Raw genomic sequence first — 22,620 nt, forward strand, 5'->3', positions numbered from 1 at the left:
GTTTAATCTAGGTAACCTTGACATTGAAGCAGTTGAATCAACACACAGTCATCTGCTTCATAGAGCTGACTTAACTTCGTGTAAGGATCACCATCGAGCGCTAATATTTGTGCAAATGCAGGTTCAGTTTTTATACCTTTTCGCTTAAGGCGAATGATTTCCTGTTTAAATTGGTCATTTGCCAAATCTAATATTCTATGTTCAACGTAGAAGTGCTGGAATCCCGCCTGCTGATGAACTGGTGTTGTAGAACAAAATATCTCAATTGACCAAGCACAATATTCAAATCGGCAAATCCAAGTATCACGTTCAAAATAACTTCGCTCAATGCACCATGCCTTATAGGTTTGAAATAATTTTAGTATTTCAATCAAATGATTCTCTTGCTCAATCGGATAACTACAAATGAGGTCGATATCACTTTGTGCTGTTGCAATTCCTAAAGGTGGCGTACCGACCACTGTAACTTGATACCGCTTGAGTATTTCCAAAAGGTTTAAGTCATCAATAACTTTTTGAAAGTGTATTTTTTTCATTGTTATTTTTAATCTCTAAGATAATTCAACTTTAAAGCGGTTGAACACTCCAATATGAATTACTTTAACCATCACCAGAAAAGCTTAAGCAATTAAGGTTATTTTTGATTTTCAATAACATCTAACGCATAAACAGTTTTAATATAATTTCGATACTGCGTTGAATAAGAGATTTCCAAACAACGCATAAGGTATGCTTTCTCTTTTGAATATTGATAGCTGCCTAACGCTTCTTTGAGCGCTTGATCAATATAATTTTGCACTTGTTTTGCCGCCTCATGGCTATGCTCACCGAGTTGAAAATATCCACCTCTCGCAATATTTGCTTCAGCTGCATAAATCTCAGAATGAGATAGACAATACGCGATCCCATCATTATGCAAATACTCTTGTGCCCGTGATAAATCATCCGCATAAATGCTTGAACTCAACAAGATACTTAAACCAATAGCAAATTTAATTCTCATTTTTAAATCACTTTCTCAAGACAATAAAAAAGCGCCTTTTGGCGCTTTAAATACATTAGGGTTGTTTTAGATATGGCCATGCCGCTCTTAAATAAATAAACATGGACCACAGTGTTAAAATTACAGCGGTATACAATAAACCATATGCTACTAATTCAAGTGGTTTCCAATTGAGTAAGAACACGGAAATAGCAATCATCTGAAAAGCTGTTTTATATTTGCCAACCGTTGATACAGCTACATTGGTACGTGCACCGAGCTCAGCCATCCACTCACGTAAAGCAGAAACGGTAATCTCGCGTGAAATAATCACAATCGCAGCAAAAGCCATCGAAATTGTAGGTTGCCATTGCACCAAAACAATCAATGCTGCTGCGACCATTAATTTATCCGCAACAGGATCTAAAAAACGTCCGAATGCAGAAGTCTGATTCAATGTTCTTGCTAAGTAACCATCAAACCAATCTGTGACAGCAGCAATCACAAAAATTGCAGTCAGAATGATATGACGAGTCATACCCCCTTCATGCCCACCCACACCAATCGCAGGAGGCCAATAGGCAATAATTAAAAAAACAGGTATTAACGCAATACGTGCTAGCGTCAAGATATTTGGTATATTCAGGATGCGACCTGTAGACATAGACACCGCCAGTTTGCCCCAATTACAGCTAAAATTTGCAATAAAAACTTGAGCTTTGATTCTTTAATCCGCTTACTTTAAACGATTCACTACCCGCTGTCGACTAGGCAAAAATCGCGACAGTCTGTCTACAAATTGCAACGAGACGGTCATTATGGTCCCAAATATGGGCATATTCAGTAGAATAACCATGCGCAGAATGATCTGTAAATACTTTATATTTAAACCAATCTCGTCGGTCAGCTAGAATAGGCTCTACCAGCGTCACATACCAAGAAATTGAACTGCCCGGTGCTGGTTTTTTTAATATAGGAAAAATTCCTGCAGGCCAAATATCTAACATTGCTATAAATTCAGGCATGCTCAGCGGACCTGCTTCAAATTTAGATTCTGCATATCGAAACCACCCGCCAAAATCTGGCTTTTCAGCAGCCGTACAAGGGTATTTCCCTTCAGCCCAAATCAGATCATAGTTCTGATAGCATTGCGGCATAAGAGGATGATAAGGCAACTTAACTAAACTTTCAGGTGAATCATACTGTGGTGCTGAGCGAGTTTGATCCATATTCACGACTGATTCACGGTCTGAACCAAAACTTGCCAGCAGAATTCCCTGTACAGCATCATCCTGCCAAATCCGAGCTTCAATATTAGTCACAGATTTACCTTGCCTTAAAATTTCCACTGTCACTTTGACTGGCTTTTCCTGAACAGGACCCACAAATACCACACTGGTGCTCAATAATCTTTTTTGAGGGTCATGAATCATTTGTGTTGCTTTGTGTAGCATCATCGCCGTGGTTAAACCACCAAAAATGGTACGACCTTGCAACCAACCCTCAGGGATCTCCACCCATTCTTGTTGATCAATTTCTTGAAATACCTGTCCAAATGACATGCGCAACCCTTTTATTTTAAATTTCTTATCGCGCTAGCATGCTGAATTTTCAGATTGAGGTAAATGATCAATGACTCGCAGGTCAATGATCATTTTGGCAAATTGATATGCATGATTACTCATGCAAGATTTTGTACACAGTCCGAGCGAGATTTGCACCAAAACCTGGGACTAAATTCAGATCCTTTTCAGAGGCTTTTAATACCCCTTGAATCCCACCAAAATGTGTTAATAAATCACGGCGGCGTTTTGGTCCTAGCCCTGGAATGGCTTCTAAAACTGACTGTCCACGACGTTTATCGCGCTTGGCACGATGTTTAGTAATGGCAAATCGATGCGCCTCATCACGAACCTGTTGAATTAAATGTAGCGCTTTATGGTCTTCAGGCAGTTGAATCTTTGTGCCATCAGTGAAATGTAAGGTTTCCAAACCAGGCTTACGTCCTTCCCCTTTTGAAACCCCCACCATGAATGCATCCAATCCAAGATCTTGCATGACCTGCATTGCCATATGTAATTGCCCTTTACCACCATCGATGAGAAGCAAATCTGGCAGCATCGCCTTCTTATACCGTCGTGTCAAAGCCTGACGCATGGCAGCATAATCATCACCGCCAGTGATATCTTCGATAGCAAACTGACGGTAATCGCGCTTGCGAGCCCCTCCACTATCAAAGACAACACAAGAAGCGATCGTTGCTTCGCCCATCGTATGGGATATATCAAAACATTCGATACGATCAATTGGACGTCCGACCACCTCTTCTAACTGATGAAAACGTTCATTCAATTCATAATGATTAGCAAGTTGTCCTTTAATGGCATGCTGTACATTCATGGTCGCAAGCTCGAGCCATTCTGCACGGGTTTCTCGAACTTTTGATTTAATCAGAATTTTTTTGCCAAAATTTTGTTGTAGTGCCTCTTCTATGTCTTTCTTGTCTGGCAGCTCCACGTTGACGATTAATTCTGTTGGAATCTCATCGGCAACTTGGAAATAAAAGTTCGCGATAAAATCTGCCAGCATTTGTCCCAAATCATCGCCCAACATATCTGGGAAATAACTTTTTCCTCCCAACATCTTGCCATTACGCACATGCATAATCTGAACGCACGTTACCCCCGCTTGGTATGCGATCGCCAATATATCTGCTTCACCTTTGACTTTATAAATCGCTTGTTGCGTTTGTACATCACGCAATAATGCCATCCGATCACGATAAAAAACGGCTTTTTCAAATTCGAGAGCTTCTGCTGCCGCTTCCATTTTGGCAATTAATTCTTGATTAAGCTCACGTGTATCCCCTTGTAAAAAGCGAATTGAGTTATCGACATCATCTTTATAATCTTCAGGTGATATCATGCCCACACATGGAGCTGAGCAACGTTTAATTTGATACTGCAAACACGGTCTTTTACGTTGCGCAAAATAACTATTTTCACATTGGCGGACATTGAATAATTTTTGTAAGACCACCAATGTATCACGTGCATTATAAGCACTTGGATAAGGTCCAAAAAATTTACCTGCTTGATGTTTCCCCTTACCACGACCTGCTGCAATACGTGGATAAGGCTTATCACTGGACACAAAAATATAGACGTAAGATTTATCATCTCGCAGCATGATGTTATACGGCGGTCGATGAAGCTTAATTAAGTTTTGTTCAAGAAGTAATGCTTCCGTTTCTGAGCGGACCACCATGGTTTCAATATCATGAATGCGGGCAACTAAAGCCTGTGTTTTGGGATGCTCAATGGTTTTAACAAAATAGCTAGAAACACGATTTTTTAAATTCTTCGCTTTTCCCACATACAACAACTCTCCATCTTTACCTAACATGCGATAGACACCAGGCAAAGTCGTAAGATTGGCTAAGATTTTTTCAATGTGTTCACGTGCGTTTTCGTTCACAAGCAGCCTTTAATGTAGAGTCAGTCATTCATGCAACAGCATGAGCTTATTGTGATGGTAACGCGCTCTATTTCAAGTGCATTTCGGTAGACGATTTTAAAACCTTGTTGATCCAACAGTTCAGAGCAATGATCGCAAATTTTATAATCAGCTGATTGTTAAAAAGTCTGAGTTGTTAAATTCAAGTTTGATATGCTTTTCAACTGATTCATTCATGGATGCGCCAACATGACTGCGAACGATCGTGCTTTTCACGCCATACAACCTGCACTCTCATCCCATAGTCCTTCAGAAAAAGATCGACTCATTGGAAAGTCTCGCTTTCATTTTGAACCAGCCAAAGTGATGCAGTTATTGCGTGATCGTATCATTGGGCAAAATCCAGCCTTAGATGAAATCGAAAAAATGCTTCACGTGGTCAAAGCTGACTTTTCAAGTCCTGAACGCCCCTTGTCCGTCACCTTAATGCTTGGACCAACAGGTGTTGGTAAAACAGAGACTGTTCGTTTGATTGCTGAAGCGATTTATGGTCGTCCTGATGCGTTTTGTCGTATCGATATGAATACACTGGCTCAAGAACATTATGCAGCCGCTTTAACAGGCGCTCCGCCTGGATATGTCGGTTCGAAAGAAGGTCACAGTTTGTTCGATGAAACTGCGATTAATGGCTCTCATACCCGTCCTGGCATTATGCTGTTTGATGAACTTGAAAAAGCCTCTCCCGAAGTGATTCGTGGCTTAATGAATGTGTTGGATACAGGTCGCCTAACCCTTACTGCTGGAACAAAAACGATTGATTTTCGTAATTGTATGATCTTTATGACCAGTAATGCAGGAGCACGCGCAGCACAACAATATTTAGATAAATTAAATGTTTTACCGCAAAAACTTCAAAATCTATGTTTAAAACGCCTACCCACGAAAGCCATTATTGAAAAAATACTGCATCGCAGTTTTGATCCGGAGTTTCTGAATCGAATTGATCGTGTCCTTCATTATCAGCCTGTTCAAAATGATGCACTCCCTAAATTGGTAGATATTGAACTGGAAAAACTCAACATTCGTTTGCAACATCAAAAACGTCAGGTTCACTTATCAGACCTTGCCAAAGCATATTTCTATCAGGGTCATGATATCCGCTTTGGGGCACGTCATTTAGCACGGAAAATGAGAACTGAACTAGAACCCATTATTGCGATCTACTTTCTAAAGCATCCAGATCAACTTCATCTCAAGCTGGATTGCAAAGACGGTCAGCTCTCGATCATCAATCAATAAAAAAAGCCCATGATGGGCTTTTTTTAAACAAATCATCTTAAACCAGGAATCGTGACAAAGGATTCTGCTGCCGTTTTATTATAATACGTACACCCTTTTTCAATATTTGCCATTAATAACTGATAACGCTGTCTATTTTCTGCAACATCATCGTTCATTAACAATTTTTCATAGAGTTTATATTCATCATCAGTCGTACGCTTCAAAGTTTGATGATATTCAGCAGGGTATAGTTTGCTTTCAAATTCAATGGCTGTTGAATCATCTAAACTAATCTTCATACTGGTGTCAAAAATACTGCTAAAATTCATACCCATCCAACGATCTTTAGCGAGTTGAAATTTAACAATTGGATTTTTGTCATTTAAAAGATCAAGATACAGCAAGTTATCTTCATAAAATTGGTTAAAACTCTCTTCCAATGGTTCACTCGTGTTTGGATAGAGTTGTAAATAATCTACTCTGTTTTGTTCTGCTTTCTTTCTATAACAATAGCTACCTGAAGAAAAATTTTTAAGACCATCTTTGGCGATAAACAATCTCACATTAGGGCTCAAATCATTTCGATCAATGTTGCGATAACCTGGTAAAACTGTATCAAAAACATTTTTACCCGATAGGTTTACACGCTCCATTTCGATATCCGTTTGGATGTCACCAATGATATTCATCGTCCAATGACTAGGACTATTCACACTGAGCGTATTTTGGGCTTGATCATAGGTTTGATAGATACGATTTCGCGTCACAATCACACTATTCAACGGTTTAAAACTATCCGTATAAGTAAATTGTCCATTTTGAAATTCAATATAATTTAAGCCGAATCGATCATTGGAATTATAGTAAATTGAATAGAGTTGATCACCGTTTCGAAATTGTGTACTCGGTGATGATTCATACGAATCTCCCGACCCACCGCCGCCACAGGCACTTAAAAAAAACGGTAAAACACTTAGTACTAATATTGTTTTTTTGAGATTCATTTGAATTTTCTTTTGTATATTTTACAGACAAAAGCATAGCTTTTATTGAACTACTTCTCAATTTTAATTTACATCATTTTAAGTAAAATTAAAAAATGCGCCCTGAGGCGCATTTTGATCTGAATGCTCTTAAAACACATAAGGTCGAATGAAAATCAGGAAGAATATCCCTAACATCAAGAACCATTTTAAAAAGTAATATAACTGACGGTTCTTCGCCTTCAGTGCTTTTGCTTTCACACGCAAGCGATAAATATAACCAAATGCTTTGTTCAGACCACCCGTTTGATCCCCTGCTTCATTCGGTGAACTTGCCGCAGTCATTACATTTTTACCAAACCAATGATTAAACCGTTCCATCCAACGTGTCTTTAAAGGGCGCTCTACATCAGCAAAGAAAATAATACGATTTTGATCCGTCGTGTTTTCTGCATAATGAATGTAGGTTTCATCAAACACAACGCTTTCACCATCTCTCCATGAATACCGCTGACCATCTACATCAATAAAGCAACGATCATCATTTGGCGTCAACAACCCTAAATGATAGCGTAAAGATCCCGCATAAGGATCACGATGACGAACCAAGCGACTATCAGGAGCAAGCTCAGTAAACATCGCCGCTTTAATGGTTGGCAATGTTTTAAGCAATGCTGTCGTTTTAGGGCACAGTTCTGCTGCTGAAGGATGTGCAGAGTCATACCATTTTAAATAAAAACGCTTCCAACCAGTTTTAAAAAATGAGTTAAAGCCTAGGTCATCATATTTTTCAGAGGCTTTGATCCCACCCTGCTCATATAAAGCTTTGGCTTCATCACGAATCATTTCCCAATTTTCATCTAACACTTTTAAATCTTTAAAATGCTGTGTGTCGATATAAGGCTGGTTTGGCACCTTAGAGAACATATACATCAAAAAATTAATAGGTGCCAAAATGGTCGAATGATCAAAGAATTGACGATAGAACGAATGTCGTACTTTTCCACGACGTTGAATATACAGTGCCGATATGATGAATATCGCGAGAATAATCCACTTGATCATTGATTGACTCGGTTTATCTTTGGTTAGCGGGTTAAATGAGGAGATGCTGCACCTAAATTGGAAATGAATTGTTCCAATTTAGATGTATAGATAATCACGTAAATTGTATAACGACTACCCCAAACAACGAAACATTGTGTTCTACAAATAGACTTTTGATGGCTTTATATTTCAGTTTATTGACTTTTATGACGAAATTTAAAGTGCAAAATAACTTGAAATTACCTACCTACCCCAGATATAAGTTGAAGTGTTTTTAAATAAAATGCCAATTGAAACAATCGCTTTATTGTAAGAAGAACAAACTCTACATTCGCATCTGCTGTTTTATAACGCATGCTGGTGCAATAAATAGATGACCATTGCGTCACGGCTTGATACAACTTGTTATGTTCTTTTTCGATATAGTTATCGTAAGATTAGCGAAGCTTTAATGTGCGCAGGAAATACGCACTTGCTTCACAACATCAACTTAGAAGTCCTCCAAAAAAAAGGAGATCAGGGCATGATCCACGCTGGCAATGCCATTACCGTCCAAATGCTTTCGGACGGAATTGCAGAATTCCGCTTTGACTTACAAGGTGAGTCGGTTAATAAATTCAACCGCGCAACAATTGACGACTTTAAAGCTGCAATTGCTGCTGTTCAATCAAACGCTGAGATTAAAGGTCTTATCGTTACATCTGGTAAATCTACATTTATCGTTGGTGCAGACATCACTGAGTTTGGTGAAAACTTTGCGCAAGGCGAACAAGTCATTGTAGATTGGGCGATGCCTGTTCATGAAATCTTCAACTCATTCGAAGATTTAAATATTCCTAAAGTTGCTGCAATCAATGGTATGGCATTGGGCGGCGGTTTCGAAATGTGCTTGGTGTGTGACTATCGCGTGATGTCAGAATCAGCACAAGTTGGTCTTCCAGAAATTAAACTTGGGATCATTCCTGGTTTCGGTGGTACTGTTCGTCTAAGCCGTGTAATCGGTATCGATAACGCTGTTGAATGGATGGCAATGGCGAACCCGAAAAAAGCACCTGCTGCACTTAAAGATGGTGCGGTCGATGCGGTGGTTGCTGCTGATAAATTACAAGATGCTGCGATCTCTATCGTTAAACAAGCAATCGAAGGTCGTTTAGACTGGAAAGCGAAGCGTCAAGAAAAATTAGATCCAATTAAGTTGAATCCATTAGAACAAATGATGGCTTTCAACTCATCTAAAGGTGTGGTGCTTGCGAAAGCTAATCCTGCACAATACCCTGCGCCAAAATTATTGCTTGATTCTATGCAAGCGGGTTCGAGCTTAGATCGTGCTGGTGCACTTCGCCAAGAAGCTGAACACTTTGCAAAAGCAGCGGTAACGCCACAAGCAGGCGCGTTGATTGGTTTATTCATCAACGACCAAGTTGTGAAGAAAACTTCGAAAAAATATGAACAAGGCGCTCACCCTGTAAATCAAGCTGCAGTACTTGGTGCAGGTATCATGGGTGGTGGTATTGCTTATCAAGCGGCAAGCAAAGGCACACCAATTATCATGAAAGATATTGGTAACCCACAACTTGCTTTAGGAATGAAAGAAGCAAACGGTCTCCTAACTAAACAAGTTGAACGTAAGAAAATCAAGCCTGCTCAAATGGGTGAAACGCTTGCACGTATCCGTCCGACATTAAGCTATGATGAGTTTAAAGAAGTCGATATCGTGATCGAAGCGGTAACTGAAAACCCGAAAGTGAAAGGAATCGTACTCAAAGAAACTGAATCTAAAGTACGTGAAAACACGATCATTGCATCAAATACCTCTACGATCTCAATCACGCGTTTGGCTGAAAACCTTGAACGTCCTGAGAACTTTGTAGGGATGCACTTCTTCAACCCAGTGCATATGATGCCTTTGGTTGAAGTGATCCGCGGTGAAAAAACTTCACCTGAAGCGATTGCAACGACTGTCGTACTCGCTCAAAAAATGGGTAAAACCCCGATCGTTGTCAATGACTGCCCGGGCTTCCTTGTAAACCGCGTATTGTTCCCTTACTTTGGTGCGTTTGACCTTCTTCTTAAAGACGGCGCTGACTTCCAACAAGTCGACAAAGTGATGGAAAAATTTGGCTGGCCAATGGGTCCTGCATACTTAATGGACGTTGTCGGTATTGATACTGGCGTTCACGGTGCAGAAGTGATGGCTGAAGGTTTCCCTGACCGTATGAAGCCTGATTTCAAAGGTTCAATCCAAACAATGTATGAAGCACAACGTCTTGGTCAAAAGAACGATGTTGGTTTCTACAAATATGAATTGGACAAGAAAGGCAAGAAAGCAAAAACTGTTGATCCAACAGCGTATGACGTGATTGCTTCTGTCGTGACTGGTGAAAAACGTGAATTTGATTCTCAAGAGATCATTGACCGTATGATGATTGCTTTCTGTAACGAAACTGTTCGTTGCTTAGAAGACAACATCGTTGCAACACCTAACGAAGCAGATATGGCAATGATCATGGGTGTAGGCTTCCCTCCATTCCGTGGTGGTCCATGCCGTTACATCGATCAAACTGGTGTAGCTGAGTATGTTGCGCTTTGCGACAAGTATGCGCATTTAGGTAAGGCTTATGAAGCGCCACAAATGTTGCGTGACATGGCTGCTAACAATAAAAAATTCTACGGTTAAGGAGCAACGTGAATGGCTACTTTAAATCCACGTGACGTTGTCATCGTTGATGGCGTACGTTCAGCAATGGGTAAAACCAAAAATGGTATGTTCCGCAATGTACGTGCCGATAACTTATCTGCTGAATTAGTTCGTGCATTGGTTGCTCGTAACCAGTTTGATGTGAACGAAGTTGAAGATGTGATCTGGGGTTGTGTGAACCAAACTCTAGAGCAAGGCATGAACATCGGTCGTAACATCGTGTTATTGGCAGACTTACCAAAAACTGTTGCAGGTCAAACTGTTAACCGTCTTTGCGGTTCTTCAATGCAAGCAATTCATACCGCAGCTGCTCAAATTGCGACTAACCAAGGTGATATCTTCATCATCGGTGGTGTTGAGCACATGGGCCACGTTGGCATGATGCATGGTATCGACTTGAACCCACAAGCATCTAAACATTATGCGAAAGCATCTAACATGATGGGCTTAACTGCTGAAATGTTAGGTCGTATGAATGGCATTAGCCGTGAAGAGCAAGACGCTTTTGGTGTTGAATCTCACCGTCGTGCTTGGGCTGCTACTCAAGAAGGTCGTTTCAAAAACGAAATCATTGGTGTTGAAGGTCATGATGCAAATGGCTTCAAAATCCTATGTGATGTAGACGAAGTGATTCGTCCAGATGCTAACCTTGAAGCATTTAAAGCGTTACGTCCTGTGTTTGACCCTAAAGGCGGTACAGTGACTGCTGCTACATCATCAGCGTTGTCTGACGGTGCATCTGCAATGTTATTGATGTCTGCTGAGCGTGCGCAAGCATTAGGTCTTAAGCCACGTGCTGTAATTCGCTCTATGGCAGTTGCAGGTTGTGATGCTGCGATCATGGGTTATGGTCCTGTTCCTGCAACGCAAAAAGCGCTTAAACGTGCTGGCTTGAGCATTGGTGACATTCAAACTGTTGAGTTAAACGAAGCATTTGCTGCTCAAGGTCTTTCAGTATTGAAAGGTCTAGGTTTACATGACAAACAAGACATCGTGAACTTAAACGGTGGTGCGATTGCGCTTGGTCACCCATTGGGTTGTTCTGGTGCACGTATCACAACGACGTTGTTGAACGTGATGGAACAACAAGATACACAAATCGGTCTTGCGACGATGTGTATTGGTTTAGGTCAAGGTATCGCGACAATCATCGAACGTGTTTAATTCTTAAATAAGTGACCAAAAGAAACCCCGCTTAATGCGGGGTTTCTTCATTCAAAATAAATAGATATTGTAGAACATTGTTATTCTTAGTATATTAATTAAGCCTATATTATTGAATATGGGGAAGGTAATCTGTTGTCAAGTATTGCACCACATAATATTAGAACGATTTCTAATACATCTGGTGAAACAATGCAAACTGCTTGGAACCATATACAGATAATGTATGTTGAACTCCACAGAATGTAATCAATGCTTCTCATAGTATAATCCTTTCGTGATCTAAAGACGATGTAGGAGTTTTTCTTCTAGAGGGTACGTAATTTTGGGTACTTGGGTATGCTCAAGGAACTTTATTCTTAGAATAGAGCGTGTCAAAACGAGGATTATCGTCAGCCTTTTCTTGAGTTTTCTAAATGAATATTGATTATAATTTTTTTAAAAACCGTCAGAAATCTTATTTACATTTCGATTACCCTCTCCCACCTGAGAAAATATTTAGTTTCGTTACTAATCCTCAAAATATTGAAAAACATTCTTTTTTTCCCTTTATTCACTTTGAAATCAGCTCATATAAAATAAAAAAGAAAGGCTATAAAGTCGTGAACGGGAAAAAAACTACTATTGTTGAAAAGAAACCTCCAAAAATTAGACCTATAAAATACTCAGCTCATATAGATGGGCATATATATGCTTATTATGCATATTTACTGTCTGAAAATTATGAAAAAATATTGTTTGAGAAGAATATTAGTGATTCAGTATTAGCTTTTAGAAAACTTCCAGAATCTCCCAATAACATACATTTTGCTAAGAATGTGTTTGACGAGATCAAAAATAGAAAAGACTGTTCTGTTCTTTGTATTGATATACAAAGTTTTTTTGATGAGCTAGATCATCAACTTTTGAAAAAATCTTGGCAAAATATTCTTGGTTTAGAAATACTACCTAAGGATCACTATAAAGTTTTTAGATCAATTACTAAATATTCGTATGTCCACAAAAATGATGTTTATCATCATCTAAATTTGTCGCTTAATCAAAATTATAAAAATTTAAAAAGATTGTGTTCAGTCTCTGAGTTTCGCGAGAAAATTCGAAAAAAGGAAATCATAAAAACTCATACAGACTCTAAAGGAATCCCCCAAGGTTCTGCAATTAGCGCTTTTTTATCAAATATTTATATGCTTGATTTTGACGAAAAAATACATATTAAAGTAGAGAAAGTAGGTGGAAAATATTATCGCTATTGTGATGATATTTTAATAATCTGTGACAAGAAAGATCACTTATACATATTTAGAGACATCCAAGCTCTTATTCAAAAACTTAAATTAGTCATTCATTCTGAAAAAACAAAAATTGTCCATTTTGCAAATGGATTACGAGTTTCAAAGGATGAGTTGCAATATTTAGGTTTTACCTATGATGGAAAAAAAATTTTATTAAGAGACACTGGACTAGCTAAATATTCTCATAAAGTAATGAAAGCAATAAAAATGTCTAATAAACATCTTTTAAAAATAAACCAGGCTAGAATTAATCGTGGCGAGTTGCCTCTTGAACGCCACAAAAAGCATATTTATAGGAGATTCTCATTTATTGCCTCAAGGAATTATATAAGTTATGCTCTTCGTGCATCTAAAATCATGAATGAACCAGCAATTAAAAAGCAGATCAAACCTCATTGGAAAAAAATTCAACAACATATTCTGAAGTATGAAAACAATAATTACTTATATTACTGCTCAGAATTGTCTATTCAACATACTCATAGATAAATAAATATCTAAATTTTACAATTTCAAAATTTATTCATTTAAGAAGCTTGCTAACACTAATTTTACCTCATCACCCTCCATACCCGTCACTTGCTAAAAATGCACTGCATCAAAAATCACGGTATAGGCAGAATCTAACTGCTGTGCCAGTTCCACACTTATGGCATTGACACATTACGATCATTTCTAAAAACAAAAGCCAATCAAACGATTGGCTTCATTAAACAACTTTCACTGCAATTTATTTACTTGGAAAAGCAGCTTGTACTTGTTTATCTCCAAACATCAACTTGAAACGAGACAGATCTGAATTCATTTTCACTGAACCACTTTTCACAGCGTCTATTGCAGTATTAAGATCAATCCCCAAAGGTTCTAACATTCTAAAAATGCCTGAACTCGGATCATTCGACTGTAAACCAGCTGCAACAGACAAAACATACTGCTGCTGTAAAGGTGATAGATGACTCATATCAGGCACTGGAGTTTTCGGTTGAATATTCAGTGCAGGTGAACTTTGCTCTAAAGCAGCATTTTGAATATCCTGCTCTTTTTTGATCACTTGATGTTGCAAAGATTGACGCACCTTTTGATCTTCTTGAAAAGGTGTAACAGTCGTCACAACTTCATCACGTAAATCATCGTCCGCCAACAATTGAATTGAAGGCAGGCTTGCAACATCTTCAGCATGAGTCAAACTCATCAGCAAAGCTGAGATCACACCGAACATCAAACATAATTTAGAATTAGTCATAAGTAAGACTCTGACATGCATCGTTCAAATTGAGCATCAGGAACAAGAATAACTAAACAAATAGAGCTATTCTTTAATTAAACTACACCAATTTATTTACGTATTCATCAGTACTCAGATAAATGGTTTCAAGTGTTTTTTAAAAGTTTTGCTAAGTAACTGAATTTCAAGAATCGGACTGATTTTACAAATATGGACTTCAAAGCTTAACTTCAATTCATTATAAAAATAGAAAACTCATACATATCCATCAGCCATGAAAACTAAAATAAAAAACAGCCTACTCGTTATATTTTTATGTCTCACATCACTCTGGGCAATCTTATTCATCTGGACACATCAGCCTGTTAATGCCATTTTCACTTATGTACTGATCTTGTTTTGGGTTGGACTTGCCATCATTACAGGGATATTCCATTTCAAGCAACACAGCTATAAGCCCTATTTCACATGGGCGTATTTGATTATTTTTTTGATTACTATTATTAGCTTTTTTTCCTTAGAACCACGCAATGATCGCGTTTGGCAGGATGAAACCGACAAAATTATTCAATTCCAATTCAAAGATGGCAAAGTGGAATTACAGAATGTCAGAAATTTTATTTGGCACAGTGATAAAGACTACGTGACGCGATGGGAAACACGACAATACGATTTAGAAAAGTTAGATCGTATAGATTTAGTGGTATCTCATTTTATGCAAGGTCCTATTGCGCATGTTTTTATTACATTTGGTTTTGATGATGGCGAACATCTCGCATTTTCTTTAGAAGTTCGTCAGGAAAAGGATGAAGGTTTCTCCACCATTGGCGGTTTTTTTCGGCAGTATGAATTAGCACTGGTCGTAGGTGATGAAAATGATTTGATTTATACCCGCTCAAATATTCGCGAAGAAGATGTCTATATTTATCCAATTCAAATGAATCAAACCGAAATTCAGATGTTTTTTTTAGAATTCCTGAACAAAGCCAATCGGCTAAATCATACCCCAGTTTGGTATAACACCTATATTAGTAATTGTACGACCATCTTGTTTGATTTATTAGAACATGCAGTAGGACAAATTCCACGAGATTATCGCGTGACATTGCCAGGTTTAATTCCAAACTATTTATATGACAAAAAAGTCCTCGATAATGGTATTACTTTAAATCAATGGAAAGAAAAAGCACATATTAATCCTAAAATTGAGCATGTTCATGATGTACATTTACTTTCAAGTAAAGCCTTTTCTGCCTTACTCCGTGAGTAAAGCATGCGTCCATTGTTTATAACCACGCTGAAAGAAACAACCAAGAAAGTTTGTTTATTGCGTTTCTTCCTGAACAGCAGGCTCTGAACTTGGACTTTGATTCACTGTTTGTGCTTCAATCACTTCGGCATTTTGATTTTTTAACTGATCAATTTCGCGTTGTAATTGATTTAATTCGCGATATAACTCGTTAAAGCGATTCACACTGAGATCACTTTTAAATAGGATCATTTCGTTACGGCGTTGCCAGTCATGATTCTTCAAAAACTCAAACATTTCTTCAGCTTTTTTTGTGATCTTAAGTTCTAAAGCAAACAAAGCTTGATCATTATTATGCTGTCGGCTGAATTTTAACTTTTCTTTCATTGGCTCACGCAAGTCTGATTTCATCTCCAAAGCATCAAGCGCTTGTAAAGCTGTCGCATAAATTTGTTGGTCACGCATTTGATATTCAGATTGAATTTTCTTCACTTGGACAAACATCTTTTCGGTGTTTTGATATTTATTCTTTTTATCTAATTCTAGGCGACGAACGTTCAGAAACTCATCCCACTTGGCTTGATCTAACTCACGTAAATACATATTTCGTGATTCAATATTGTCTACCCAATACTTCAAAATAAATTCAGAAAGTACTTTATAGTCACCATCCAAACGCTCATCTTCAACTTTAAAATTCAGAGGGGTTTTCCAATCCTTCGCTTGAACATAAAGCTGCTCAATTTTTTCCGTCATCACCAAATCAAATTGTTGACGTTGCACTTCATCATTTTTCTCATTTTGGGCGTAGGCACAATAACCAAATAATAAGGTCACTATGACGATAACCACCGCTAAAATTCCGCGCATCTCAAACTCCTATCCTTTTTTTTGTTTGAGTAATGAATCACTTGCGAACAATGACAAGCACATGATGTGTATTGTATAGCATATTTTTTAAGCAGAAATAGGAATGAATTTAGTGGATATTGCTGTGATTTTGTCGATTTATTCGTGATTCTGTGATCAAGTTTCAATAATTTATTACGCAAAATTCATATTTTCGACAGAAATATATCGGATTGAAACTCTGCGTTTCAGATTTAGACCTTTAATTTTGTTGTCATTGCCCACACTATAGATTCATAAATGATGATTAGAGATTTTTTATGCGTGTAGATGTGTGGTCAGATGTAGTATGCCCTTTTTGCTATATCGGAAAAAAACGTTTAGAAGCAGCAGCTGCTGCAACTGGTGTAGAACTTGAAGTCCATTGGCACAGTTTTCAGCTAGATCCTGATGCACCGCCACGTCAAGAAGTCTCAAATAGCGAACGTTTAGCATTAAAATATGGGCGTACTGTCGCTGAAGTTGAAGAAATGCAACGCAATATTGCGGAAATGGCAAAAGCAGAAGGCATCGAGTTCAATTGGGAAAATGCCAACTCAGGAAATACATTCAACGCCCATCGAATTATTCATCATGCACAAAGCTTAGGATTGGGTTCGGAAGCAAAAGAAGCCTTTTTTTATAGCTATATGACCCAAGGTTTAGCCATTGGCGAGCGTGAAACCCTCGAAGATGTTGCTTCGCGCATTGGTTTAAATCCAGTTGAAGTGGATGATATTTTGGATTCTGATCAATATGCCGATTTTGTCCAATTTGATGAAGAACTTGCACGTGATCAATTAAAAGTGACTGGCGTACCATTTTTTGTATTCGATCAGCGTGTGGCTTTGGCTGGTGCTCAACCGACTCAAGTCTTCCAAGATGTGATCAACAAAGTATTAACGACTGCCAATGAACAAACAGATCAACCCACTGTTGAAGATGCAGAAACTTGTACTGATGAACATTGTGACGTGCCACCAAGTAAATCATAAAACATCTTCGAGAACCTAAATACTGGCTTAAGGTTGCATGACTTAAGCCATATTTAGACTGTTATAAAAATAGAATTCAGCGTTGCATAAACAAGCCTATTCAAGTGAATCGGAACTGAATATACTTCATGTATAGATTCACTGCATGACTCTATACATGGTAAATTTTTATAGACCTCTTTCCCCAAGGAGGTCTTTTTTTATCTATAAAACAATCATTTAATAAAATTATTACAGTTTCAAGTCTTCTCATTATCTGTTCCAATTTTAAATCACTTTAAATTCATTGTTGTTTATTGTGAATTTTGTTGAACAATTCATTAGAATAGATCAAACATTGATTTTTAATAATATCACGATGCTTAAGCCCATTTTTAATTTTATAAATAAATTCAGCGGCTTAACAATGAAAATGACTTAGAGCGAATATGAAAAGAATCATGCAGCAGTTCAAACCGTCAACCTTAAGTCTTGTCTTAAGTTGTAGCTTTTTAAGTACTTTCGTGTATAGCCAAGATCAGATAGATCACTTGACTGATCCTTATCAAACAGATGAAATCAGTGTCAGTAGCGAATTCCCTACTTTAGACTATCCTTTAGAATTTCAAAAAAAAGATTGGCCAACATCGGATGAAAATAGCTTAGGTTGGATTAACTACGTTCCTCGCATGGTAGATTCAACCCCCACACTATTCCCTGAACAATCCAATAAAAGAATATACGCCCCGACCCAAGCGACTGAAGATTTATCATGGATTGACCGACGTCAAAAATCGATTCGCCACTGGGCAGACCGAACCGCTCAGCGAATCGATGGTTGGTTTGGTGAAGGTTATGAAGATGAAACCGCCAAAGCAACGCTACGTGTAATCTTTGATAATAAATGGAATAAGTATGATGATTACGAATTCAAGCCACGTATACGCGGTAAAATCGACTTACCAACCTTAGAGCGTAAATTAAGTTTAGTCTTTGGTGATGATTCACTGGATAATGAAATTGACAACAATATTGCCATTACCAATGAAAATCCCGCTGCTGATCCCGACAAAAATGTCGACACTAAGCGAATCCGTGAAGATAACAGTTCGATCGCATTACGTTGGTCACAACTATCTGATAAGTTACCTTTCGATTTAGATGCTGACTTAGGTATTCGATCTGGAGATGACATTTATGCCCGCTTGAAGGCAAAAAAAGATTGGACTCTCGGGAATGATTTTTCCTTTCATGCTGAACAAATCTATCGTTATGGTATAGATAGCGAAAATTATCTAAGAACCAATTTGGAACTCACGCATGCACGTCCAAATGAAGCGTTTATTTCAAATCAGCTTTATCTAACTTATGCGGATGAGCAAGATGATGATTGGACTTGGGATAATCGTACCTATCGCCAACATCAGTTTTTCCATGATAACCGCTTTAACTACGGTATGTATGTGGGTGGTTATTACAACAACGATGATTTACGTATGAACAGTTGGGGACCTTTTGTTTCGTGGCGCCAACCCTTATTCCGCGAATGGTTCTTTGTTCAAGGTGATCTTAACTATTTTAATGACAAGCGTGAAGATCGATCACACTATCCTCGTGCTTTAGTTCGTCTTGAAGCTAGATTTTAGCGCTCGATAATAGTCATAAAAAAAGCCCATCACTGATGGGCTTTTTTTGGATCTTAGATTCTCAAATGACAGGCTTTTGAATCACGATACGATTATTACGTGTAATACGTTTTTTTTTAGGAGACGCTTCAGCTTCAGTTTTAGGTAAAACATAACCGACGCGATCTGTGCGTGCGATACGTTTACTATCCACAAAAGGATTAATATCAAATTGTGGAATTTGGTGCTTCACTACGGTTACACGATCATTTCGAACAATTTTCTTCACATCTTGTTCTGCATAAGTGACATTGGTTAAGCTCAGACAAAACATGCTAAATGCGAGCATCATTGAAGTTTTCATAGAATATTCCCAATATTTAATGATCGCTATTATAGATTAATTATTATTATTTAATATGTTTTGCAAATCGAAACTTGGACGTATTTTTTTATCATCAACATCGAAAAAATTTATCTAGTTTAACCCAAAGCTTAAATAGTTCCTTTTACATCCTACGACGGCGCTGCATAAAAAAAGCCTATCCGAAGATAGGCTTTCGATCACAATTTAAAATATGCGCTTATTTCAATAATAAGCTGTTAATGCGTTTTAAATATGCAGCTGGATCTTCTGGTAAACCACCTTCCGCAATCATCGCTTGATCAAAAATCACATTTGCAAGATCATCAAATTGTGCTGAACCATCCAACTTTTTCACCAATGGATGCTCAGGGTTAATCTCTAAAATTGGCTTGCTTTCTGGGACTGCTTGACCTGCCTGTTTTAACATGCGAATCAACTGTGGAGACAACTCGCCTTCACCCGTCACCAGACACGCTGGAGAATCAACCAAACGAGTGGTTACGCGCACTTCTTTGGTTTTGTCTTTTAATGACTCAGACAGCTTTTCAACCACAGGTTTAAACTGCTCAGCCGCCGCTTCTAATGCTTTTTTCTCTTCAGCATCTTGTAAATCACCTAAATCGACAGCACCTTTTGCGACATTCTGCATTGGTGTCCCGTCAAACTCATGAACAAATTCCATTGCCCATTCATCTACACGTTCAGTCATTAGCAGAACATCGATGCCTTTTTTCTTGAATAACTCAAGTTGTGGCGAGTTTTTAGCAGCAGCTAAGCTTTCCGCCGTTACATAATAAATCGCCTTTTGACCTTCTTTCATTGCTGCTTTGTAGTCAGCCAATGAAGTGGTGACCTCATCATTGTTTGAAGTTGCAAAGCGTAGAAGCTTCAAAATTCGGTCACGATTGGTGAAATCTTCACCCAAACCTTCTTTTAAGACAGAACCAAACTCAGCATAAAACTTCTTAAATTTCTCTTGATCTGCTTCATCTTCAGATTTAGCTAAAGTATCTAAAGTTGTTAAGATTCGACGTGTGTTACCTTCACGGATGGTTTTAACATCTCGACTTTCTTGAAGTAATTCACGACTCACATTCAACGGTAAGTCTGCGCTATCCACAACACCTTGAACGAATCGTAAATAGTTCGGGATGAGATTATCTGCATCATCCATGATGAAGACACGTTTCACATAGAGCTTGATACCTGCTTTCGCTTCACGTGAGAAAATGTTGTGCGGTGCTTTACTTGGGATATACAGTAATTGCGTATATTCAGTGCTCCCTTCTACACGGTTATGCGCCCAAGTAATCGGTGCTTCAAAGTCGTGACTTAAGTTTTTATAAAACTCAATATACTGTTCTTCAGTAATGTCATTCTTACTACGTGTCCACAATGCGCTGGCAGAATTTATCGCCTCCCATTCACCCGTTTTGACATACTGGCCTGGTTTCGCTTCTTCGCCCTCAGCTGCTTCTTCTTGTTGCCATACCTCTTTTTCCATTTGAATTGGTAAACTGATATGGTCTGAATATTTATTGATAATTTGCTTTACTTTATAACTTTGCAAATAATCTAATGCGTCTTCACGCAAGTGTAGAATAATATCTGTACCGCGACCTTCTTTCGTAATTTGCTCAACTTCAAATTCGCCTGTACCACCACTGATCCAACGTACACCTTCTGAAGCTTCAGCCCCTGCACGACGTGATTCAACTGTGATTTTATCAGCGACAATAAAGCCAGAATAAAAACCGACACCAAACTGACCAATTAACTGTGCATCTGACTTTTGATCACCGGTTAATTTAGACATAAAGTCTTTAGTACCAGATTTAGCAATCGTACCCAAATTATCAATAGCTTCTTGTTGGCTTAAACCAATACCGTTGTCTGAAATGGTGATGGTTTTATTATCTTTATCCAATTGTACGCGTACACGTAAATCTGGATCATTTTCATAGTATTCAGGATGATTAATCCCTTCAAAACGTAATTTATCACATGCGTCTGAAGCGTTTGAAATTAGCTCACGAAGGAAAATTTCTGGATTTGAATAAAGTGAATGCGTCACTAAATGTAAAAGCTGAGCAACTTCCGCTTGGAAACTATGTTTTTGTGTATTCTGCTCGCTCATAAACTACTCCTTAAACACATCAAAACAATTTTTTTGAATGCTTAATGAATGGTGTAGCTTCTAATTTTTTCAATGGTCAAAATTAAATTTTTTTAAAAAGGACCTTGTTTGTAAATTCGATCAAGATGTATTTCTAGTTTTTGCTGACGCATTTGATAGACATGATTTAAGCATTGCAAATTTGCTTGGCATTGATCACGTAATTCCAGCCATTTGACTTGTTCATTCTGAATGATTGATCGCATTCCCATCGGTACTAAACGACGTAGAATTTGATAAGTCGTAGCCATTTTAACATCTGCATCATTCAGGATACGATGTTCACAAACAGCTTTCTCAGTTTCGGACTGCGCCTTTTTGCAATCAAAACTCGCTGCAAATACTGGAACACTTCCACATGCAGCCAGTACAATGATGAGTTTTATGAATTGGTTCTTCATGCATACTACTCGGTTATGAGCTTTCTAGATTATTGAAAAAAATTGTTTTTTTATATGGTATTTTCTACCTGTTATAGTACAACACATAAAAAAAGCCCTATTGAATAATAGGGCTAGGCGCAACTTTATTTTTAGAATTTGTAGCTGTAACCAATGCTATAGATGACTGGATCTATATCTAGCTTGAACTTTGTTGTTCCATCTACATTCACTTCAGGGTTCAAATCTGCATAACGTACGTCAGCGAATACACCCCAGTTTTTTGCATCAGCTGGTTGGAAATTGAAACCTAACTGCGCTGCATAACCAAAATCTTCTTTTACACTTTGAACGCCTTGCTCATCCCAAGCAATAAATGCTGTTGCACCAAGACCAACATAAGGTGTAAATCCCGAGTTATTTTTAAAATGATATTTCGCAGTCAGTGTTGGTGGTAAATGTTTAATCGTCACTGCATCAGCGCCATTAATCAAAACATCATGGCGAACTGGTGTGGCTAATAATAATTCAGCAGAAATTTGATCATTAAAGAAATATTCCACCGAAGGGGTAAAAGCAAATTCATCATCGGCTTCCACTTTAGCTCCTCCTAGAGAGGCCACAGCGGTATCATGCGTTGGAGAAATTGCAGATGCACCTAACTTAAGTTGCCATTCTCCTGCCAGTGCATTTGCAGACATTCCAAGCAAAACAATCAGTGCAATTTTATTTAACATTATTATAACCTCTGGAAGATTGATCTAAATAAACCACTATTTAAATATAATAAACATGTCAAAAATTAATATGCAACTCTTAAAATTTAAATAAAA

The 22,620-nt window shown here is 38.1% G+C and carries 20 protein-coding genes; 7 read left to right on the top strand and 13 right to left on the bottom strand.

Going from position 1 to position 22,620, the window contains the following annotated elements:
• Nucleotides 1-2: 2 nt before the first annotated feature.
• The 5 genes from AC1M9L_RS12875 to uvrC form a co-directional block, all read right to left on the bottom strand.
• The gene (locus tag AC1M9L_RS12875; RefSeq protein ID WP_481592350.1) at nt 3-536 is read right to left on the bottom strand and encodes a DUF4269 domain-containing protein; all 534 of its coding nucleotides are present in this window, start codon (nt 534-536) and stop codon (nt 3-5) included.
• Nucleotides 537-634: 98 nt separating this feature from the next.
• Nucleotides 635-1,003: a hypothetical protein gene (locus tag AC1M9L_RS12880; protein WP_481590108.1), complete on the bottom strand. Its 369-nt coding sequence runs from the start codon at nt 1,001-1,003 to the stop codon at nt 635-637.
• A 55-nt stretch (nt 1,004-1,058) separates the two neighbouring features.
• Nucleotides 1,059-1,646 (bottom strand): CDP-diacylglycerol--glycerol-3-phosphate 3-phosphatidyltransferase, encoded by a 588-nt coding sequence (gene pgsA / locus AC1M9L_RS12885; protein ID WP_035265993.1) that lies wholly within the window; start codon nt 1,644-1,646, stop codon nt 1,059-1,061.
• A 103-nt stretch (nt 1,647-1,749) separates the two neighbouring features.
• Nucleotides 1,750-2,544 carry a thioesterase family protein gene (locus AC1M9L_RS12890; protein WP_481590109.1) on the bottom strand — a complete coding sequence of 265 codons (795 nt, stop codon included), beginning with the start codon at nt 2,542-2,544 and terminating at the stop codon, nt 1,750-1,752.
• A 115-nt stretch (nt 2,545-2,659) separates the two neighbouring features.
• Nucleotides 2,660-4,459 carry an excinuclease ABC subunit UvrC gene (gene uvrC / locus AC1M9L_RS12895; RefSeq protein ID WP_180028652.1) on the bottom strand — a complete coding sequence of 600 codons (1,800 nt, stop codon included), beginning with the start codon at nt 4,457-4,459 and terminating at the stop codon, nt 2,660-2,662.
• Between the two features lie 228 nt (nt 4,460-4,687).
• Between uvrC and AC1M9L_RS12900 the strand changes: the two genes are divergently transcribed.
• Nucleotides 4,688-5,737, top strand: coding sequence for an AAA family ATPase (locus AC1M9L_RS12900; RefSeq protein ID WP_481592351.1), 1,050 nt, complete (start codon nt 4,688-4,690; stop codon nt 5,735-5,737).
• A gap of 32 nt (nt 5,738-5,769) precedes the next feature.
• Here AC1M9L_RS12900 and AC1M9L_RS12905 read toward each other — a convergent pair whose 3' ends face one another.
• Together AC1M9L_RS12905 and lpxO are read right to left on the bottom strand one after the other, a co-directional pair.
• On the bottom strand, nt 5,770-6,723 hold the full coding sequence (locus tag AC1M9L_RS12905) for a hypothetical protein (RefSeq protein WP_035265985.1): 954 nt from the start codon (nt 6,721-6,723) through the stop codon (nt 5,770-5,772).
• A 129-nt stretch (nt 6,724-6,852) separates the two neighbouring features.
• The gene (lpxO, locus tag AC1M9L_RS12910; RefSeq protein ID WP_035265982.1) at nt 6,853-7,767 is read right to left on the bottom strand and encodes a lipid A hydroxylase LpxO; all 915 of its coding nucleotides are present in this window, start codon (nt 7,765-7,767) and stop codon (nt 6,853-6,855) included.
• 505 nt (nt 7,768-8,272) lie between these two features.
• On the opposite strand from lpxO, the gene fadB reads away from it, so the two are divergent.
• The 3 genes from fadB (at nt 8,273) to drt2 (ending at nt 13,392) form a co-directional block, all read left to right on the top strand.
• On the top strand, nt 8,273-10,426 hold the full coding sequence (fadB, locus tag AC1M9L_RS12915) for a fatty acid oxidation complex subunit alpha FadB (protein WP_092766638.1): 2,154 nt from the start codon (nt 8,273-8,275) through the stop codon (nt 10,424-10,426).
• A gap of 12 nt (nt 10,427-10,438) precedes the next feature.
• Nucleotides 10,439-11,611: an acetyl-CoA C-acyltransferase FadA gene (fadA, locus tag AC1M9L_RS12920; protein ID WP_481592352.1), complete on the top strand. Its 1,173-nt coding sequence runs from the start codon at nt 10,439-10,441 to the stop codon at nt 11,609-11,611.
• Nucleotides 11,612-12,027: 416 nt separating this feature from the next.
• Nucleotides 12,028-13,392 (top strand): antiviral reverse transcriptase Drt2, encoded by a 1,365-nt coding sequence (drt2, locus tag AC1M9L_RS12925; protein WP_481592353.1) that lies wholly within the window; start codon nt 12,028-12,030, stop codon nt 13,390-13,392.
• A gap of 241 nt (nt 13,393-13,633) precedes the next feature.
• Here the strand turns inward: drt2 and AC1M9L_RS12930 are convergent, their stop codons facing one another.
• Nucleotides 13,634-14,146, bottom strand: a complete 513-nt coding sequence (locus tag AC1M9L_RS12930; protein ID WP_481592354.1) for a hypothetical protein — start codon at nt 14,144-14,146, stop codon at nt 13,634-13,636.
• Between the two features lie 256 nt (nt 14,147-14,402).
• Between AC1M9L_RS12930 and AC1M9L_RS12935 the strand changes: the two genes are divergently transcribed.
• Nucleotides 14,403-15,398: an Lnb N-terminal periplasmic domain-containing protein gene (locus tag AC1M9L_RS12935; RefSeq protein ID WP_481592355.1), complete on the top strand. Its 996-nt coding sequence runs from the start codon at nt 14,403-14,405 to the stop codon at nt 15,396-15,398.
• A gap of 54 nt (nt 15,399-15,452) precedes the next feature.
• Here the strand turns inward: AC1M9L_RS12935 and AC1M9L_RS12940 are convergent, their stop codons facing one another.
• Nucleotides 15,453-16,247, bottom strand: a complete 795-nt coding sequence (locus tag AC1M9L_RS12940; protein ID WP_481592356.1) for a hypothetical protein — start codon at nt 16,245-16,247, stop codon at nt 15,453-15,455.
• Between the two features lie 299 nt (nt 16,248-16,546).
• Between AC1M9L_RS12940 and AC1M9L_RS12945 the strand changes: the two genes are divergently transcribed.
• Together AC1M9L_RS12945 and AC1M9L_RS12950 are read left to right on the top strand one after the other, a co-directional pair.
• Nucleotides 16,547-17,260, top strand: coding sequence for a DsbA family oxidoreductase (locus tag AC1M9L_RS12945; RefSeq protein WP_035265969.1), 714 nt, complete (start codon nt 16,547-16,549; stop codon nt 17,258-17,260).
• A 428-nt stretch (nt 17,261-17,688) separates the two neighbouring features.
• Nucleotides 17,689-18,885, top strand: coding sequence for a hypothetical protein (locus AC1M9L_RS12950; RefSeq protein WP_481592357.1), 1,197 nt, complete (start codon nt 17,689-17,691; stop codon nt 18,883-18,885).
• 61 nt (nt 18,886-18,946) lie between these two features.
• Here AC1M9L_RS12950 and AC1M9L_RS12955 read toward each other — a convergent pair whose 3' ends face one another.
• The 4 genes from AC1M9L_RS12955 to AC1M9L_RS12970 form a co-directional block, all read right to left on the bottom strand.
• Nucleotides 18,947-19,228 carry a hypothetical protein gene (locus tag AC1M9L_RS12955; protein ID WP_481592358.1) on the bottom strand — a complete coding sequence of 94 codons (282 nt, stop codon included), beginning with the start codon at nt 19,226-19,228 and terminating at the stop codon, nt 18,947-18,949.
• Nucleotides 19,229-19,448: 220 nt separating this feature from the next.
• Entirely contained in the window at nt 19,449-21,368 is a 1,920-nt protein-coding gene (gene htpG / locus AC1M9L_RS12960; protein WP_180028982.1) for a molecular chaperone HtpG, read from the bottom strand.
• 92 nt (nt 21,369-21,460) lie between these two features.
• Nucleotides 21,461-21,808, bottom strand: coding sequence for a lysozyme inhibitor LprI family protein (locus AC1M9L_RS12965; RefSeq protein WP_481587405.1), 348 nt, complete (start codon nt 21,806-21,808; stop codon nt 21,461-21,463).
• Nucleotides 21,809-21,939: 131 nt separating this feature from the next.
• Nucleotides 21,940-22,524: an OmpW/AlkL family protein gene (locus AC1M9L_RS12970; protein ID WP_481592359.1), complete on the bottom strand. Its 585-nt coding sequence runs from the start codon at nt 22,522-22,524 to the stop codon at nt 21,940-21,942.
• Nucleotides 22,525-22,620: the final 96 nt, after the last annotated feature.

Source organism: Acinetobacter sp. ANC_7511, from assembly GCF_056779975.1.